Genomic DNA, 15411 nt, shown 5'->3' on the forward strand with positions numbered 1-15411 from the left:
CTACCGCTCCAGCTTCCTGAGCTTCGGCAAGCGCCGTAGGTCAATGGCGGTAGAGTCGAGGCTATTCCACTCAACATTCAATTCCTCCAGCTTATGCAATTGGTAGATAGGCTCAGGGAGCCGGACGCTGTCGGCCAAGCCGCCCCGCAAATCGAGGCTTCGTAGCTGCGGCAGTGCCAGTAAGGCATCCAGATTCTCTAACTGGTTGCGCCGCTTGCTGTTCCAGAAGCCTCGCAACCCCAACTTTTCCAGGTGTTGCAACCGGCCGATGCTGGCGGGTACTACGCTTAGGTTGGCATTGCCCAGGTGCAGTTCCCGCAAGCCGGTCAGCCCATTCACGGCCGCCGGGTACTCCAGCAGATGGTTGTCGTTGAGGTTGAGCCGGCGCAGGCTTTTCATCTGCCGGACTGCCTTTGGAATGCTGTCCAGCTGGTTGCATTCCAGGTTCAGCTCCTGCAGGCTATCCAGCTGGTAAAGCACTACTGGGAACTCCGTCAGGTCATTGTAGCCCAAATCCAGCTTTTTCAGCCGCTTCAGCTTCCCGATGCCCTCGGGAAGGCTTTTCAGGTCGCTCAAATGCAAGCTCAGGCTATCGAGGTTATATAGTTCGCCCAGCCGGCTGTACAGGGTGTCGGGGCCACTATCCCGGCCGTTGCGCTTCTCGTACTGAATGGCATACGTAACCAGATCCAGGGACTTGACCTTGGCCGGCTCTTTCAGGGCCAGCCGTAAATCGTCGTACTGGCCTTTGTAATCCTTGCGGGTCCGCTCGAAATAAGTGGAGTCGAGGCGAAATGTAAACGTGTGCCGCAGTAAGGGTTGGCGCTTCTTTTTCCAGTTAACGTACTGCAAATCGAAACGCAGGCGCGGCTGGGTGCGCGAGTTGTTCAGCCGCGTAATAGTACCTGCGATGCCTGCAAACTGCTCGAAGTGCCACGTCGCCCGGTCAAAGCCGATGACGGCAAAGGCTGCGTTGGGCACCGGCATTGCCTGACCCACTGGCAAATCGATCAACTGTTTGAGGCGCACAAATACCTCTTTTTCGTACCAGGTGTCGCTGATGTGGGGCCGGTTAGAAAAATAGCGGTAGTGCAACACCTCAAAACGGCCAGTGTCCAGCTCTGTGCCGCCAATGACATCGGCCTGCCACAGGTAGGCAGTCTGGGTACGGCTATATTGCCGATGGATGGTGCGTTTGTAAGCCCTCTTTAGCGGCTTGCAGCTCACCAGTATTACCAGAAAGATGCAGGCCAGCCACAAGGCAGAGTGCCAGCGCGTAGAATAAGAATAGATGTGCGGCAAGGAAATCGGTAGTCTAGTTTTACTCTAAAGCTACAGTTTTCGGTGGTGGGCACGGCCGTGTACTACGCCATGCGTCGCGGCTGGGTAGGGCTGGGCCGGTAGGAGTTGCCGGGCCGGGGAGCAGTTGCGGAGGGCAAAAACAATTGTTTCTGAGCTCCGGGGCAGTAGCGGAGGGCAAAAACAAAAAAATAGATGCTCCGCTGCTCCCCCGGAACCTTCCAACAAATGTTTCGGGGCTCTGCTACTCCCCCGGAAGCTTCCAACGAATGTTTACAGGCTCCGGGGCAGCGGCGGAGCTTAGAAACAATTGTTTCGGGGCTCCGCTACCGGTAAAGCACCATTTACTCCTGGCCGCGCTCCAGCACCTCGTCGATCAGGCCGTAGTCCCGGGCTTCGTCGGCGCGCAGCCAGTAGTCCCGGTCCGAGTCGTCGTGGATCTGCTGGTAGGTTTTGCCGGTGCGCTCGGCGTAGATCTGGTACAGCTCCTGGCGCAGCTTCACCACTTCGCGGGCCGTAATTTCGATGTCGGCCGAGGGCCCTTGCACCCCGCCCGAGGGCTGGTGAATCATGACGCGGGCGTGGGGCAGGGCCGAGCGTTTGCCGATGGCCCCGCCGCAGAGCAGAAAGGCGCCCATCGAGGCGGCCAGGCCGGTGCAGATGGTCGCCACGTCGGGGTGCACGTACTGCATCGTGTCGAAAATACCCAGCCCGGCATACACCGAGCCGCCCGGCGAGTTGATGTAGAGCAGGATGTCCTTCTTGCTGTCTACCGACTCCAGAAACAGCAGTTGGGCGGTAATGATGTTGGCAATGTTGTCGTCGACGGCCGTGCCCAAAAACACGATGCGGTCCATCATCAGGCGCGAAAACACGTCGATTTCGCGGAAGTTCTGGGGCCGCTCCTCAATCACGGAGCGGGTCATGCCGGTTACGGCGGCGTGGTACTGGCCACCCACGTAGTGCTGGTACCGGTCGAGGCTGGTGCTGGGGAGGCCCCGGCCGAGCACGGCAAATTTTCGGAATTCCTGGGAGGAGAGCATGGGAAGAAGGGAAAAAATGGGCGTGAGAAACCCGGCCACCTTGCAGGCAAGGCAGCTGGGGAAAGAAGACAATAGGGAAGGAAGGCTAGCGGCCGGAGCCCGGCTTGCGGCCGGACAAAGCCCGGCGCAGGTGGTCGGTGGCGGCTTGCAGCCAGCCGCGCCGCCGGGTGGTTTGCTCGAAGCGGCTATGGATCAGCTCCAACTCCTGGCGCAGCTGCCGCCGGCCGGCCTCGCGCAGGGCGTGGTAGAGCTGGCGCTGGGCATCGGCATCGGCGGCCAGCTCGGGGTCGGTGAGCAGCTGCACTTGCCACTGGGCGGCTTCGGCGGCGGTGGGCCGGCCCAGCAGGTGGTGCTCCAGACGGCGCAGACGTTCGAGGGCGGGGCGCATAGCGGGTTACTGGGCTAGCAGGTGAGCCGCCACGGCCCGCACCGACTTGCGCAGGCGCTCCAGGCACTTGAATTTCTGCACCGTGGCCGAGCGCACACTCTGGTAGTGGTGCGCGTCGGCAATCTGCTCGAGGGGCTGCTGGAAGTAGTAAAATGCCAGCAGAATGCTCTTGCACCGCTCCCCGAGCTGCTCCACGTAGTCGAGCACCGGCAGGGTGGGCGGCTCGGCGGGGGCCTCCGGTTCGGCAAGGTGGGCCGCGTGCTCGTCGGTAAACTCGGTGAGGGGCAGCCGGCCGCGCCGGCTCAGCTCGCGCCGCCACAGGTTGCGGCTGATGCCCAGCAGGTAGGTGCTGACCGAGGAAGACAGCACGAAGTCGGGAGTGGTGGCCTTCTCGTAGAAAATCACCAGGGCATCCTGAAACACGTCCTTGGCATCGGGGGCCGCGCCGCCGTGCTGCTGCACGTAGCGGCGCACCAGCGGAAAGGCGCGTTGGTACAGCCGGGTGAGGGTCGGTTCCCGATCGGTGAGCAGGGCCTGCCGCAGAGATGCTGAAGTTTCCATGATACGTAAAAGCCTGACCAGTACGTGAAGCAGCGCCGGTCTGATAGGTAATCCGCGTTTCGGGCAACTATCACCCGGGGTTTCCGGAAAAAGTTACGGAATCAGCGGCAGCTGGCCCAGGATACGGCGGATGTGGGCCCGGTAGTCGGGGTTGCTGGTCATGCCGTTGTGCCCCGCCCCGACCAACGTAATAAACTGATCCTGGGGCTTGAGCAGGTCTTTGAGCTGCATCGTGGTGCGGTAGTCAATCACCTCATCATGCTCGCCGTGGAAGATGACGATGGGGCACTTTACCCGGGGCAGCACGGCGTCGGTGCCCAGCGGGTAGCGCACCACGAAGCCCGGCACCCAGGGGTAGTGCTGCCGCGCCGTGGCCCGCATGCTGAAATAGGGGGCCTGCAACAGCAGCAGGCGCGGGTGCTGCCGGGCCGCCAGCCAGGCCGCCGCGCCCGTGCCCAGGGAATAGCCCAGCACGATGGTGCGCGCCTCCGGAAACTCGGGCAGCAGCTGCTGGTAGGCCGTTTGCACGTCGCTGAGAAACTGCTCCTGGCTGCTGATGGTGCCGCCGCTTTTGCCGTAGCTGCGGTAGTCGAGCATGAACACGCTGTAGCCCAGCTCGGTATAGAGCGAGGCCGCGTCGCCCCAGCTGTCGAGGGCGCCGGCGTTGCCGTGCAGGTAGAAAATCAGGCCCCGGGACGAGTCGGCTGGGAACAGCAGGCCGTGCAGGCGGGTGCCGTCGGTAGTGGTTATCCACCGCTCCTCGGCGGGCTGCGAGAAGGAAAACCGGTAGTCGGCCGGCAGCTTCGTGGGGAAAAACAGCAGCCGTTCCTGCTTGAAATAGAGCACCACCAGCACCGCCACGTACAGCAGCGCCACAAATCCCACGACTCCGAATAAGACCTTCATAGCAGCCTAAGAATACGCAGTTCAGAGGAATTATGACGTTTTACCTACTGCGTCATTGCGAGAAACGAAGCAATCCGGCCTCTGAAATGTGCTGCGCCCTCTACTGTTAAAAGCCCTGACGCCTGACCCGTGTAACGCGAAGTTCCACTTCGCGAGGCGTGCACGCCATACCAACGACAATCGTTCAACGTCTCGCGAAGTGGAACTTCGCGTTACAAGCAAAAGCCCTTTCCTACTCGTGCGGGAAAGGGCTTTCCGGTAAAAGGTCAGGTCGTATTGCGCAGAGCACGAATTGCTTCGCAAGCCCGCAATGACAAAGCAAGCATTAGCACATCAGCACTTTCCCACATTAGCACATTAAAAATCTAGCCGCCAATCGTGCTCATCGACTCGAAGCTGAGCTGGTGCACGGGGCGTTGGCGCTCGGCTTCGAAGCCGTTGGCGGCCCGGTGACGGAAGGCGTTGGCCAGGGCGGCGGCGACGTCGGTATCGGGGGCGCCGGTGCGCAACAGGGCCCGCACGTCGAGCACGCCCTGGTCGTAGAGGCAGGTTTTTAGGCCGCCTTCGGCCGTGAGGCGCAGGCGGTTGCAGGTGCCGCAGAAGGTGCGCGAGTAGGCCGCGATAATGCCCACCCGGCCCTGATGGCCGGCGGCGGTGTAGTGCGAAGCCGTGTCGCCGGGCCGGGTGGCAATGGGCGTGAGCAAGCCCAGGTGCTGCTCCAGGTGCTCCCGGATGCGCAGGTGGTTCCACGGAATCTGGATGGCGCCGTGGCTGCCGCCGTTGAAGGGCATTTCCTCGATAAAGCGCACGTCCACGGGCAGGTCGCGGGTCAGCTCGGCCAGGGGCACGAGGTCCTCGATGTTCTGCCCGTCCATCACCACGGCGTTGATTTTGACCTTGATACCGGCCGAGAGCAGGGCGTAGAACGTGTCGAGCACGCGCGGCAGCTCGTCGCGGCGGGTGATGCGGGCAAACCGGGCCCGGTCCAGCGTGTCCAGGCTCAGATTCACGGTGCGGATACCCAGGCGGGCCAGCTCCGGAATGTGGGGCGCGGTGAGCACGCCGTTGGTCGTCAGGCTGATGTCGTCGATGCCCGGAATCTGGCTCAAACGGCCGATAAAGGGCACCAGGTCGCGGCGCACGAACGGCTCCCCGCCGGTGAGGCGCACCTTGCGCACGCCCAGGCCGGCCAGAATGCCAACGGTCCGCTCCATTTCCTCGTAGGTCAGCAGCTCCTGCTTGGGCAAATACTGGATGCCTTCCTCGGGCATGCAGTAAAAGCAGCGCAAATTGCAGCGGTCCGTGACGGCCAGGCGCAGGTATTCCAGCGGCCGACCGTGGTTATCAAACAAAACAGGAGAAGCAACGGACATAGACCAGCGGAAATACAACTAATGCCTCAACGCAGATAGCGCGGAAAGGGATTCAGAACAAAAAACCGGGAACAGACTTTTCTGTTCCCCGCCGGCCGCGTATACTGCCTCCGGAGCTTAGACAAACAAATGAAACTGAAAATTGCGCTTTTTGGCATTGCCAAAGAAATTGTAGGCAGCTCCTCGCTCGACCTCGACACGCCCGACCAGCAGTCGGTGGCCGACTTGATGCGGCAGCTGCAAACCCAGTACCCGGCCCTGCGGGAGCTGACCAGCCTGGCCATAGCCGTCAACAGCGACTACGCCACCGACGACTACCAGTTGCAGGAGCGCGACGAAATAGCCCTGATTCCGCCGGTCAGCGGGGGATGATTTTCAATTAAGAATTATGAATTAGGAATTATGAATCGGGGGCGCCCAGCGCCAGCGCCATTCTGCATTACCGAGAATTCATAATTCTTAATTCCTAATTCTTAATTCCAAAAAATGCACATCAATCTTACCGACCAGCCCATTGACGTGGCCGCCGTGCTGGCGTCCGTGCAGGACGACGGGGCCGGGGCCGTCAACACGTTCATTGGCACGGTGCGCAACCAGAGCACCGGCCGCCGCGTGGTGCGCCTCGACTACGAAGCCTACGATGCTATGGCCCTCAAGCAGATGCAGCGCGTGGCCGAGCAGGCCCAGGAAAAGTGGCCCATGCTGCGCCAGGTAGCCGTAACGCACCGCAAAGGCCGCCTCGACATCGGCGACGTGGCCGTGGTGGTAGCCGTATCCACGCCCCACCGCGCCGACTCCTTCGCTGCCTGCCAGTACATCATCGACACCATCAAGCAGGTGGTGCCCATCTGGAAAAAGGAGGAGTACGAAGACGGCTCCGTCTGGGTAGCCGCCCACCCGTAGCGCTTGTCTTAGAGCTAAAAAGCTAGTTCCCCTCCTTAGATAAGGAGGGGCTAGGGGTGGTTGAAACGGTAGAACAAGTTTTAGAACTAGTTTCTAGTCCTCGTTCAAAATCGGTCAACCACCCCTAGCCCCTCCTTATCTAAGGAGGGGAACTAGAATAGCTTTCTAGTTCCCCAACTCCCGCTTCGCTACTTCCGCTTCTTCGGGCGTATTCACGTTGCGCAGCTCCCTAGGGTCGGGGGCGGCCAGCAGCTCGATGTCGGAGTTGATGAGCGCCTTGCGGGGGCAGGAGTAGCCTAGGCCCAGAAACCGCAGCAGCGTGCCGTAGCCCCGGGGCTCCCAGATGGTAATCAGCGGCTCGGGAAACTCGTTTTCGGGGCTCTGGAAAGCCGTGGCCATCTTGGCGCCGTTGCGGTGCCGCACCAGGTGCCGCAGGCTGGCCTCCGACAAAAACGGCAGGTCGCAGGCGACTACCAGCCAAGCCGCGTTGGGGTCGAGCTGGAAGGCCGAGAGGATGCCGCCCATCGGACCCAGGTCCAGAAACCGGTCGGGCAGGGGCAGCAGGCCGGCGGGCAGCTCGGCTATCTGGTCGTGGCGGCAGGAAACGTGCACGTCGGTGCAAACCTGGGCCAGCAGCTGGGCCGCGTACTCGCGCTGCTCCAGGCCGTGGTAGTGTAGGCGGCCCTTGTCGGTTTGCATCCGCTGGCTCTGGCCCCCGGCCAGCACCAGGCCCCGCAGCGGGGGCAGGCTGCGCTGCCACCAGCTTTTAATAAAGCCGGCAATGCCTTCAGTATCAGCTAAGGCCAGCGTCGGAATATCCTGGCCGGCAAAATGGTTTTGCAGATACTGCGGTACTTCCGTTACGCCTTCAGGGAGCAAGATCAGCTGCACGTCGGTGAGGCGGTCCAGCTTTTTCTCCAGCGGCTTGGCCGGGTCCAGGATGATGAGCTGCTGCCGGGCGCGGAAGTGGTTGCCGTTGACGAGCACCAGGCTCTGGTGGGCCAGCAGCTCCTTTTGGGCAAAGCCGTCCAGCTCCCGGCGCTGATCCACGCGGCGGAAGTGAATCTTGTCGGTCAGCTCGGCGCTGGCCCCGGCCTGCATGATGGGGCTGGCCCCGCCCGCGCCGCCGCTGTCGGCCTCGTCGCCGGCGGCGTGGTCGGCATCCACGTAGCCCACGCTCAGCTGCGGGGCCAGAAGGGGCAGCAGGCGAATAACCAGCTCCTTGATTTTGCCGCAGGGTGCGCCCAGAATAGCCAGCTCCTGCCGGCTAAACTCGCCGCTGACGGGCCGGGCCAGGGCGGCGTGCTTAGTGCGGGGCTTGGGCGCGCCCTGCGGCGTGGTGGGATTAGTCGGCATGATGAAAGTCGCTTTTGCCGCCGGTTTTGTCCAGCAGCCGGGTTTCCTGAATCACAATGTCGTGGGAAAGGGCCTTGCACATGTCGTACACGGTGAGGGCCGCTACCGAAGCCCCGGTCAGGGCTTCCATTTCCACCCCGGTTTTGCCCGTCACGGTGGCCGTGCAGATGATGTGAATTTCTTCCTCACTGACCACTTCAATCTGCACCTGGCAGTCGTCGAGGCCCAGCGGGTGGCAGAGCGGAATCAGGTCAGCGGTTTTCTTGGCGGCCATGATGCCGGCCAGAATAGCCGTCTGGAACACCGGGCCCTTGCGGGTGGGCAGGTCGCCTTGCTGCACCAGGCGCAGAATTTCGCGGCCCAGCAGCACGCGGCTGCGGGCCCGGGCCACGCGGCGGGTTGGGGTTTTGGCCCCCACGTCGACCATGGCGGGCTGGCCGGCGGCGTTGAGGTGGGTCAGGGAGCGGGAAGAATCAGGCATAAGCAGGGAAAGATGACGGTGTACAAAGCAGGCGGGCGGGCCGAAAGTTGCGCAAAGCTCGCAACTTAACCCGCCCAACCCGGTAGAGACGCATAGTTGCCCCGGTGCGTTGGGCCCGGCCGCCGGTTTCCGGCCCGGCTGCGGCCGGCAGCGCCGTTCGGTTTACTTTGCATTCCTTCACTTCCGCGCCCCGCGCATTTTTTTTCGCCCGATGATTTCTGTTGACGAAGCCACGCGCCAGGTGCTGGCCACGGCCCGCGCCCTGCCCCCCGAAACCGTTCCGCTCCCGCTAGCCGTGGGCCGGGTGCTGCTCGAGCCGCTCTACGCCGACCGCGACTTTCCGCCCTTTCACCGGGTGGCTATGGATGGCATTGCGCTGGCTTTTAAAGCAGTAGCCGCCGGACAAACCGCCTTTCCCATTGCCGCTACCCAGCTGGCCGGCATGCCGCCCCAGCCCCTGCTCGACGAACACGCAGCCGTGGAAATCATGACCGGGGCCGCCCTGCCGCCCGGCACCGATACGGTGGTGCGCTACGAAGACCTGGAGTTTCAGGAGGTGAACGGCCGGCGCGTGGCCGCCCTGCTGGTGCCGCCGCCCGCCGCCGGCCACAACATTCACCACCAGGCCGCCGACCGGCAGCAGGGCGACCTGCTGCTGCCCGCCGGCACCCGGCTGAGCCCGGCCGAAATTGCGGTGGCGGCCACCATCGGGGCCGCGACGCTACGCGTGGCGCGGCCGTTGCGGGTGGCCGTCGTCAGCACCGGCGATGAGCTGGTGGAGCTGGAGCAAATCCCCTTGGCCCACCAGATCCGACGCTCCAACGCTTATATGGTGCAGGCCGCCTTGCAGCAGGCCGGGGCCGAGAGCGACGCTTTTCACTTCAACGACGACCAGCAGGCTCTGCGCCAGGGGCTGCCGCCGCTGCTGGCCGCCTACGACGCGCTGGTGCTGAGCGGGGGCGTCTCGAAGGGGCAGGCCGATTTTCTGCCCGCCATGCTACAGGAGCTGGGCGTCACCCAGCTGTTTCACGAGGTGCACCAGCGGCCGGGCAAGCCGTTCTGGTTTGGCGAAAAAGCCGACGGGGCCGTGGTGTTTGCCTTGCCCGGCAACCCGGTTTCCACCTTCGTCAACTTCTACCAGTACGTGCTGCCCTGGCTGCGGCGCTGCCAGCAGCCCCACGGGCAGCCCCAGAAGCTTACGGCGCTGCTGGCTACCGACTTTTCGTTTGCCCCCCGCATTGCCTACTTCCTGCCGGTGCGCCTGGAAACAGCGCCCTACGGCCACCTGCTGGCCCACCCCCAGGCCATCGGCGGCAGCGGCGACCTGGCCTCCCTGCTGCACTGCGACGGGTTCCTGCGCCTGCCCCCCGAGCCCACCGAGTTCAAAGCCGGCGACGCCTTCCCGCTGGTGCGGTTTCGGTGAAGCGGTGAAGCGGTGAATGAGTGAGTTGTAACCGGCTAGGTAGGGGGGCGGGGGGCGGCAGCAGCTTTGGCGGCCAAATCCAGAATGTGCCCTGGCACCTTCCAAAGGCCGATAAATGCACGCGCTGACGTTTCATACGCTCGCGCCGAGGCTTCGGACGCCCGCGCCGGTGATTGGGAGGCCGGTGGTCAGGCATCAGAGGGGCGTGCTGGCGCTGCGGGCGCGCGGGGCAACGCGCTGAAGGCTGGCGGACAGACTGCGGAAGCACTTGCCCCGGCTCCGAATGCCGCCGGGGCTTGCTGGTAAAAGGACGGGTCGTGCTGCGCAGAGGACGGATTGCTTCGTCTCGGCTTCATGCGCAGAATGCTCGCAATGACAGACTTCACTCATTCACTCATTCACCGCTTCCGAGCGTTTGAACTCGTGGCGGCAGTGGAAGCAGTGGTAGCGCTTGCCGCGCAGGGGGTAGCCCAGCAGCACCGAAAGCATCAGCATCGGGAAGCTGTAGGTGTTGCGGGTGGCGGGGCCGAAGGCCACGTCGGTGGAGTTGCAGCGGGGGCAGTGGAGGATGTCGGACTCAGCGTGCTCGTCGTCGGCGTGGCTGGCCGTCATCGGCACGGTTTCGTAGCGCAGCACTTCCAGGGCCGCCGCTACGTCCTGCTCGCGCACGTGCAGGCGCACGCCGCCGGTGGCCGGGCCGTAGAGCCGGTTGAGCGACACCAGGTTTTCGTTGGTCAGAAAGCAGGGAATCTGCTCGGCTTCCAGCCGGCTTTTGGCCAGGTGTGCCGTAATGGGGTCGGCAAAGGACTCAAGCACCACGATGCGGTCCTCGGCGGGCTGGGAAGTCATGGGAAGTAGTTGCTGATCAGAGAGTAATTAACAAACAAAAGAGCATTCGGCGGCGGGCCGAATGCTCTTTTTATTTACCAGTTGGGTACTGTTTTAATAGGTCTTAGAGCCAATCACTTAAACAAAGCCAGGGCCTTGATGAAGGTTTGCGACACGCCCCAGGCCAGCGGCAGGCCCACGTAGAGCCAGGCCAGCACGACGGAGCCGCCCAGCGCGGCCTTTTCCGGAGCCGCCGCGGGGGCAGCAGAAGTTGATTTCGGGTCCATGAGAAGAAGAGGGTAGCGGTGAAATAATACGGCCTAGTGGCCGCCGGCTTCGGGCGTTACGTCGCCTTTTTCGTAGTACTGCTCCTTGACGGCCGTCACGGCCAGGTTGGCCAGCAGGCCCAGCACCAGCACGCCGGCCATGGTGTAAAACACGTTTTGGTAGGCTGCCGCGCCGGTCAGGCCCTTGGCCTTGGCGCTTTCGTGCAGGCTGTGCACGATGAGCGGCCCCAGTACGCCGGCCGTGCTCCAGGCCGTGAGCAGGCGGCCGTGAATGGCACCCACCTGGTATTTGCCGAACAAATCGGAGAGGTAGGCCGGAATGGTAGCGAAGCCGCCGCCGTACATGCTGATGATGACGCAGGCTACCACCACAAACAGGGTGAGCTGCAGGTTGTGGCCCAGGGTCGGAATCAGGGCGTAGAGGGCAATGCCAAGGCCGAAGTAGATGGCGTAGGTGATTTTACGGCCCAGCTTATCGGACGCCGACGACCAGAAGAAGCGGCCCAGCAGGTTGAACAGGCTCAGCAAGCCCACGAAGCCCGCCGCCGCCGCCGCCGTCACGCCCCGCCCCGCGCCCAGCGCCGATTCGGAAAACGTCTCCTGAATCAGGGGCGAGGCCGTTTCGAGCACCCCGATGCCAGCCGTAACGTTGGTGAGCAGCACCACCCAGAGCAGCCAGAACTGCGGGGTTTTAATGGCGTTGTCGGCCGATACGTTGCGGGTCGTTATCAGTGCGTTGTGCTCGGTGCTGGGCACGTAGCCCGCCGGCTTCCAGTCGTCGGCGGGCACCCGGATGGTCCAGACGCCGAACTGCATGAACAGCAGGTAGACGATGCCCATCACGATAAACGTGGGCGCCACGCCCATCGGGGCCGAGTCCTTGAAGTGGCTCATCAGGTTGTTGGCCAGCGGGGAGCCAATCATGGCCCCGCCGCCAAAGCCCATGATGGCCATGCCGGTAGCCACGCCCTTACGGTCGGGAAACCACTTGATGAGCGTGCTGACGGGCGAAATGTAGCCGATGCCCAGCCCGATGCCGCCCACGAAGCCATAGCCGAAATACAGCAGCCAGAGGTTGTGCATATGCACGCCCAAGGAGCCAATCAGGAAGCCGCCGCCGAAGCAGAGCGAGGCGGCCAGCATGGCCTTGCGCGGACCCACCCGCTCCAGCCACTTCCCGAAAATGGCCGCCGAGAGGCCCAGCAGCACAATGGCAATGGAAAACGTCCAGCCAATCTGGCCCGGCGTCCAGTCGTCGGCGGCCGGCTTATCCACGTTGCCGCTGATGAGGGCGCCCAGGGGCTTGTTGAACACGCTGAAGGCGTAAGCCTGCCCGATGGCCAGGTGAATGGCCAACGCGGCGGGCGGCACGAGCCAGCGGTTGTAGCCCGGCGGCGCGATGGTGCGGCTGCGGTCCAGGAAAGAGTCGGATGCCATAAGGGGGTTGTGGTTGGGGTAAGAAGGAGGAAAGGAGCGGGAGATGCCGGCTGGCAAACAGCAGCCGGGCGGCCACGAACCGGGCCGGACGCGTTGTTACTAAGAGGGACTATTCCGCTATTGTTTTAATTTTCAGCGGCCTGGTGCAGCAGCCAGCCCTTGGGGCCGCGGGCCTGGGTGCCCTTCAGAAACTCCGCCACGCCTTCCCGGATCCGCTCGGCCAGCTGCTGCTGAAAGGCCGGGTCAATCAGCCGCTTTTCGTCCTCGGCATTCGACACAAAAGCCGTTTCGACCAGGGCATTGGGGTATTCGGTGGCCCCGTTCAGGTTGAAGTTGAAGCTGCCCACGTTGCCGAAGCCCTTCAGTCCGGTCTGGCGCACGGCGTTGTAGATGGCCAGGGCCAGGGGTCGGTAAGCCACGTAGCGGTAATACGTGCTGGTGCCCTGCACGGCGGCGCTACCCGAGGAGTTGACGTGGATGCTGAGCAGCAGATCGGGGTTGAGCTGGCGCATGAGCAGCACGCGGGAGCCGTTTTCTACCGTTACGTCGGTTTCGCGCGTCATCAGCACCCGAGCCCCGGCCTTTTCCAGCTCCTGCTTCAGCTTCTGGGCAATGGCCAGCGTGAGCACCTTTTCCTGGCTGCCTTTGGCCGACGTAGCCCCCACGTTGGTGCCGCCGTGGCCTGCGTCGAGGCCGATGGTGAGGCCCCGCAGGCGCAGCTTGGCCGGCGGCCGCTTCACCCGGATGCGGAGGGTAGTGCCCCGGTAATCAATGCGGTAGCCCCAGGCCTGGGCGTGGCGCAAGGGCAAAACGACCCGGAACACGTCGGGTTGGGGCTGCTCGTAGTACACGTCGCCCAACTCCCGCAGGCCGTCGCGCTGGGTTATCCAGTTGGTGTTGGAAGTCGCCCCGAACACGTCGACCACCAAGCGGGTGGGGTTGGTCAGCAGCTGGGAGCGGTAGGGCAGGCGGGCTTCCAGGGGCACCAGCACGTTGTCGTAGAGCGAGTCGCCGGTCACGCTCCAGGAGCCGGTGAGGGAAGTGGGCACGAAGCCGCCGGCCGGCAGCAGGCGCAACACGTCCTGGGGCACCCAGGCCACCTGGTTGTCGGCCAGCCGCACCCGGTACTGCGTGCCCACCATGCCCGTGAGGTGCAGCACCACCGCCGAGTCGAGGTAGCCGAGCTTGGCCCCGCCCAGCCGGTCTTCGCCCAGGCCGTAGTTCAGGTAAGCCAGCTGCCCTTTGGTGAGAGCCAGCTGGGGCGCGTCGGGGCTGAGAAACCGCACTTTGCTGCGGCTGAAGGCCGAGGCCAGCGCCACCGTGTCGTTGCGCAGCACCTGAAACAGAATCGGCCGGTTCTGGAGCGTATCGCCGGGGCGCACTACGTAGGTGCCCTGGTAGATGCCGCGCTGGCCTTTGGTGAGAGCAGGCGGCAGCTCGGTCATCGGCAAGCCTTTCAGAAAGGTCACGCGCTGGCCGGGCCGGCCTTTGAGGCGGACCTGCAGCCGGTCGCCGGGCCCGAGCCACTGGTTGGTGGCGGGCACGGTTTCCGCCGATTCAATCAGGGCCTGGGCGCGGCTGCCGGCCGCGAAGCCGCTGAGCAGCACCAGCAACAGCCACCGCAAGCGGCGGCCGGAAAAAATGGAAGCCATAGAAAAACGCAAAAAAGCCCCGCAGAAAGCGGGGCTTCGGGGTAAAAACTGCGGGGTTACTTTTGCACGGCCTGCACCGCGTCGCCCAGGTCTTTCACATCGCGGCTGGTTTCGTGGGTGGTAAACTCGGCCTGCAGCGCCCGGATGTGCAGCTCGTCGCGGCCCTTCACGTCCAGCCGGATAGCCTTCAGCCGCTCGTTCAGGCGCTTATAAATGCTGCTGGCGTAGTCCCAGTCGCGCTGGCTCCACTGCTTGCGCTGGGCGCGGGTCTGGCGCAGCAGCTGCACGTAGGCCGGCTCGATGGTCGTGGGCGTCAGGGTTTCGATGTCGGCGTAGGTGCCGAGCAGCTGCTGGGTGAAGGCCGCCGTAGCCTTGGGGTCGAGGGGCTGGCGGTTGCGGGCCCGCGAAACGGAGTCGAAGCGCGCCGCGCGCCGCCCGGCGGTGCGCAGCTTGTCGGCGGTGCGGTCGGCCAGCGTGTCGAGCTTGCGGGCTTCGTCGCGCACTATTTCCTGCCGCTCGCGCGGGGTACTGTCGCAGGCCGACAGCAGGCCAGTGCCCGCCAACAGCAAGGCAGCACCGGCAACGGAAGAGAGACTGAGTCGTGTCATAGGCCTCTCTACGTAACCGGCGCGCCGAAGATTACCCAGGCGCTATACTCACTTACTGCGCTACCGGCTGCAGCTTAAAGGTGAACGGCAGCTCGTAGACCACGGGCACGGCGCGGCCGTCCTTGCGGGCCGGAATCCACTGCTGCGGAATGGTGCGGCACACGCGCATGGCTTCCTCGTCGCAGCCGCCGCCCACGCTCATCAGCACCTTGTGGCCGCTGGCCTGGCCCAGGGTGTCAATCGTGAAGGAAATCAGGACTTTACCCTGGAGCTTGCGGTCCTGCGCGGCCGAGGGATACACCAGCTTGGCAGTGTACGAAGCCAGGGCCGGGTCGCCGCCGATAAACAGCGGCGGCTGGTCGACGCGGGAGCGGGACCATTCGCCGGGCTTGAGCTGCACATCATACATGATATCCTCGACGGGGCGGTAAAAAACCAGCTTTTTGGCGGTGTGGTCGTATTTCTGGACCGTCACCTGCCGTCCGTCGCGGGTGTAGGCAAAATATTCCCAAAGGCCAATCTTGTTGCCTTTCTCAATCATGCCGCTCTCAAACTCCGTTTTGCGCAGGCGCTGAGACCAGGAAACCGTTGGCAATGCGCAAGCCAACAGTACTACGAGTACAGTTTTTTTCATAGAACGGGTGGGAAAAACTGCTCCGCTATAACCGGCCGCCGCAAACCAAGGGGGGATTTGATTTATATTAGCTGCTTAAATAGTTATATAGGAAGCGGGCTGTTACAAAAAGTGAAAAAGGGTGTAGAGGAGGCTTAAAAGCTGATAGACAGCCGAAAAGAGTGTAAAAAAGATGAGCTTACACCTTTTTGGAAAAGGCATAAGCTCAGTAAAGTTAAAGATTTATAAGCAG

The 15411-nt window shown here is 63.2% G+C and carries 17 protein-coding genes; 3 read left to right on the plus strand and 14 right to left on the minus strand.

All coding sequences use genetic code 11. From position 1 onward, the window contains the following. The 6 genes from E5K00_RS13750 to moaA all read right to left on the minus strand — a co-directional run bounded on the left by E5K00_RS13750 (position 1) and on the right by moaA (position 5570). The gene (locus tag E5K00_RS13750; protein ID WP_167856892.1) at positions 1-1098 is read right to left on the minus strand and encodes a leucine-rich repeat domain-containing protein; all 1098 of its coding nucleotides are present in this window, start codon (positions 1096-1098) and stop codon (positions 1-3) included. Positions 1099-1643: 545 nt separating this feature from the next. Then, positions 1644-2342, minus strand: coding sequence for a ClpP family protease (locus E5K00_RS13755; RefSeq protein WP_135463901.1), 699 nt, complete (start codon positions 2340-2342; stop codon positions 1644-1646). Between the two features lie 85 nt (positions 2343-2427). Continuing rightward, positions 2428-2730 carry a hypothetical protein gene (locus E5K00_RS13760; RefSeq protein WP_135463902.1) on the minus strand — a complete coding sequence of 101 codons (303 nt, stop codon included), beginning with the start codon at positions 2728-2730 and terminating at the stop codon, positions 2428-2430. 6 nt (positions 2731-2736) lie between these two features. Beyond that, a complete protein-coding gene (locus E5K00_RS13765; RefSeq protein WP_135463903.1) occupies positions 2737-3291 on the minus strand; it encodes an RNA polymerase sigma factor in 555 nt (184 codons plus the stop codon). A gap of 93 nt (positions 3292-3384) precedes the next feature. Next, a complete protein-coding gene (locus E5K00_RS13770; protein ID WP_135463904.1) occupies positions 3385-4197 on the minus strand; it encodes an alpha/beta hydrolase in 813 nt (270 codons plus the stop codon). A 365-nt stretch (positions 4198-4562) separates the two neighbouring features. Beyond that, entirely contained in the window at positions 4563-5570 is a 1008-nt protein-coding gene (gene moaA / locus E5K00_RS13775) for a GTP 3',8-cyclase MoaA (protein WP_135463905.1), read from the minus strand. A gap of 129 nt (positions 5571-5699) precedes the next feature. On the opposite strand from moaA, the gene moaD reads away from it, so the two are divergent. Continuing rightward, entirely contained in the window at positions 5700-5942 is a 243-nt protein-coding gene (gene moaD, locus E5K00_RS13780) for a molybdopterin converting factor subunit 1 (protein WP_135463906.1), read from the plus strand. A gap of 114 nt (positions 5943-6056) precedes the next feature. After that, positions 6057-6473 carry a molybdenum cofactor biosynthesis protein MoaE gene (locus tag E5K00_RS13785; RefSeq protein WP_135463907.1) on the plus strand — a complete coding sequence of 139 codons (417 nt, stop codon included), beginning with the start codon at positions 6057-6059 and terminating at the stop codon, positions 6471-6473. Between the two features lie 165 nt (positions 6474-6638). Here the strand turns inward: E5K00_RS13785 and E5K00_RS13790 are convergent, their stop codons facing one another. Then, a complete protein-coding gene (locus E5K00_RS13790; RefSeq protein WP_135463908.1) occupies positions 6639-7829 on the minus strand; it encodes an NTP transferase domain-containing protein in 1191 nt (396 codons plus the stop codon). Continuing rightward, positions 7819-8310, minus strand: a complete 492-nt coding sequence (gene moaC, locus E5K00_RS13795) for a cyclic pyranopterin monophosphate synthase MoaC (protein WP_135463909.1) — start codon at positions 8308-8310, stop codon at positions 7819-7821. The genes E5K00_RS13790 and moaC overlap by 11 nt, the downstream gene beginning before the upstream one ends. 211 nt (positions 8311-8521) lie before the next feature. Here moaC and E5K00_RS13800 point away from each other — a divergent pair, with 211 nt between their 5' ends. Continuing rightward, positions 8522-9733 (plus strand): molybdopterin molybdotransferase MoeA, encoded by a 1212-nt coding sequence (locus E5K00_RS13800; RefSeq protein ID WP_135463910.1) that lies wholly within the window; start codon positions 8522-8524, stop codon positions 9731-9733. 390 nt (positions 9734-10123) lie between these two features. Here the strand turns inward: E5K00_RS13800 and E5K00_RS13805 are convergent, their stop codons facing one another. The 6 genes from E5K00_RS13805 to E5K00_RS13825 form a co-directional block, all read right to left on the minus strand. After that, positions 10124-10582 (minus strand): putative signal transducing protein, encoded by a 459-nt coding sequence (locus E5K00_RS13805; protein ID WP_135463911.1) that lies wholly within the window; start codon positions 10580-10582, stop codon positions 10124-10126. Between the two features lie 113 nt (positions 10583-10695). Further along, positions 10696-10848, minus strand: coding sequence for an MFS transporter small subunit (locus tag E5K00_RS22850; protein ID WP_167856893.1), 153 nt, complete (start codon positions 10846-10848; stop codon positions 10696-10698). 33 nt (positions 10849-10881) lie between these two features. After that, the gene (locus E5K00_RS13810) at positions 10882-12285 is read right to left on the minus strand and encodes an L-lactate MFS transporter (protein ID WP_167856894.1); all 1404 of its coding nucleotides are present in this window, start codon (positions 12283-12285) and stop codon (positions 10882-10884) included. A 125-nt stretch (positions 12286-12410) separates the two neighbouring features. After that, positions 12411-13937, minus strand: a complete 1527-nt coding sequence (locus tag E5K00_RS13815; RefSeq protein ID WP_135463912.1) for an N-acetylmuramoyl-L-alanine amidase — start codon at positions 13935-13937, stop codon at positions 12411-12413. A 56-nt stretch (positions 13938-13993) separates the two neighbouring features. Then, a complete protein-coding gene (locus E5K00_RS13820; RefSeq protein ID WP_135463913.1) occupies positions 13994-14545 on the minus strand; it encodes a hypothetical protein in 552 nt (183 codons plus the stop codon). 52 nt (positions 14546-14597) lie between these two features. Further along, a complete protein-coding gene (locus E5K00_RS13825) occupies positions 14598-15179 on the minus strand; it encodes an energy transducer TonB (RefSeq protein ID WP_135463914.1) in 582 nt (193 codons plus the stop codon). Positions 15180-15411: the final 232 nt, after the last annotated feature.

Origin of the sequence: Hymenobacter aquaticus (assembly GCF_004765605.1) — a bacterium.
GTDB lineage: Bacteria > Bacteroidota > Bacteroidia > Cytophagales > Hymenobacteraceae > Hymenobacter > Hymenobacter aquaticus.

What these genes read in the sequence shown, in the direction of transcription:
- E5K00_RS13770 (WP_135463904.1), bottom strand. Translation starts at nt 4,197, where the DNA reads ATGAAGGTCTTATTCGGAGTCGTGGGATTTGTGGCGCTGCTGTACGTG.
- E5K00_RS13785 (WP_135463907.1), top strand. Translation starts at nt 6,057, where the DNA reads ATGCACATCAATCTTACCGACCAGCCCATTGACGTGGCCGCCGTGCTG.
- E5K00_RS13815 (WP_135463912.1), bottom strand. Translation starts at nt 13,937, where the DNA reads ATGGCTTCCATTTTTTCCGGCCGCCGCTTGCGGTGGCTGTTGCTGGTG.
- E5K00_RS13825 (WP_135463914.1), bottom strand. Translation starts at nt 15,179, where the DNA reads ATGAAAAAAACTGTACTCGTAGTACTGTTGGCTTGCGCATTGCCAACG.
- moaD (WP_135463906.1), top strand. Translation starts at nt 5,700, where the DNA reads ATGAAACTGAAAATTGCGCTTTTTGGCATTGCCAAAGAAATTGTAGGC.
- moaC (WP_135463909.1), bottom strand. Translation starts at nt 8,310, where the DNA reads ATGCCTGATTCTTCCCGCTCCCTGACCCACCTCAACGCCGCCGGCCAG.
- moaA (WP_135463905.1), bottom strand. Translation starts at nt 5,570, where the DNA reads ATGTCCGTTGCTTCTCCTGTTTTGTTTGATAACCACGGTCGGCCGCTG.
- E5K00_RS13805 (WP_135463911.1), bottom strand. Translation starts at nt 10,582, where the DNA reads ATGACTTCCCAGCCCGCCGAGGACCGCATCGTGGTGCTTGAGTCCTTT.
- E5K00_RS13810 (WP_167856894.1), bottom strand. Translation starts at nt 12,285, where the DNA reads ATGGCATCCGACTCTTTCCTGGACCGCAGCCGCACCATCGCGCCGCCG.
- E5K00_RS13800 (WP_135463910.1), top strand. Translation starts at nt 8,522, where the DNA reads ATGATTTCTGTTGACGAAGCCACGCGCCAGGTGCTGGCCACGGCCCGC.
- E5K00_RS13760 (WP_135463902.1), bottom strand. Translation starts at nt 2,730, where the DNA reads ATGCGCCCCGCCCTCGAACGTCTGCGCCGTCTGGAGCACCACCTGCTG.
- E5K00_RS22850 (WP_167856893.1), bottom strand. Translation starts at nt 10,848, where the DNA reads ATGGACCCGAAATCAACTTCTGCTGCCCCCGCGGCGGCTCCGGAAAAG.
- E5K00_RS13790 (WP_135463908.1), bottom strand. Translation starts at nt 7,829, where the DNA reads ATGCCGACTAATCCCACCACGCCGCAGGGCGCGCCCAAGCCCCGCACT.
- E5K00_RS13755 (WP_135463901.1), bottom strand. Translation starts at nt 2,342, where the DNA reads ATGCTCTCCTCCCAGGAATTCCGAAAATTTGCCGTGCTCGGCCGGGGC.
- E5K00_RS13820 (WP_135463913.1), bottom strand. Translation starts at nt 14,545, where the DNA reads ATGACACGACTCAGTCTCTCTTCCGTTGCCGGTGCTGCCTTGCTGTTG.
- E5K00_RS13765 (WP_135463903.1), bottom strand. Translation starts at nt 3,291, where the DNA reads ATGGAAACTTCAGCATCTCTGCGGCAGGCCCTGCTCACCGATCGGGAA.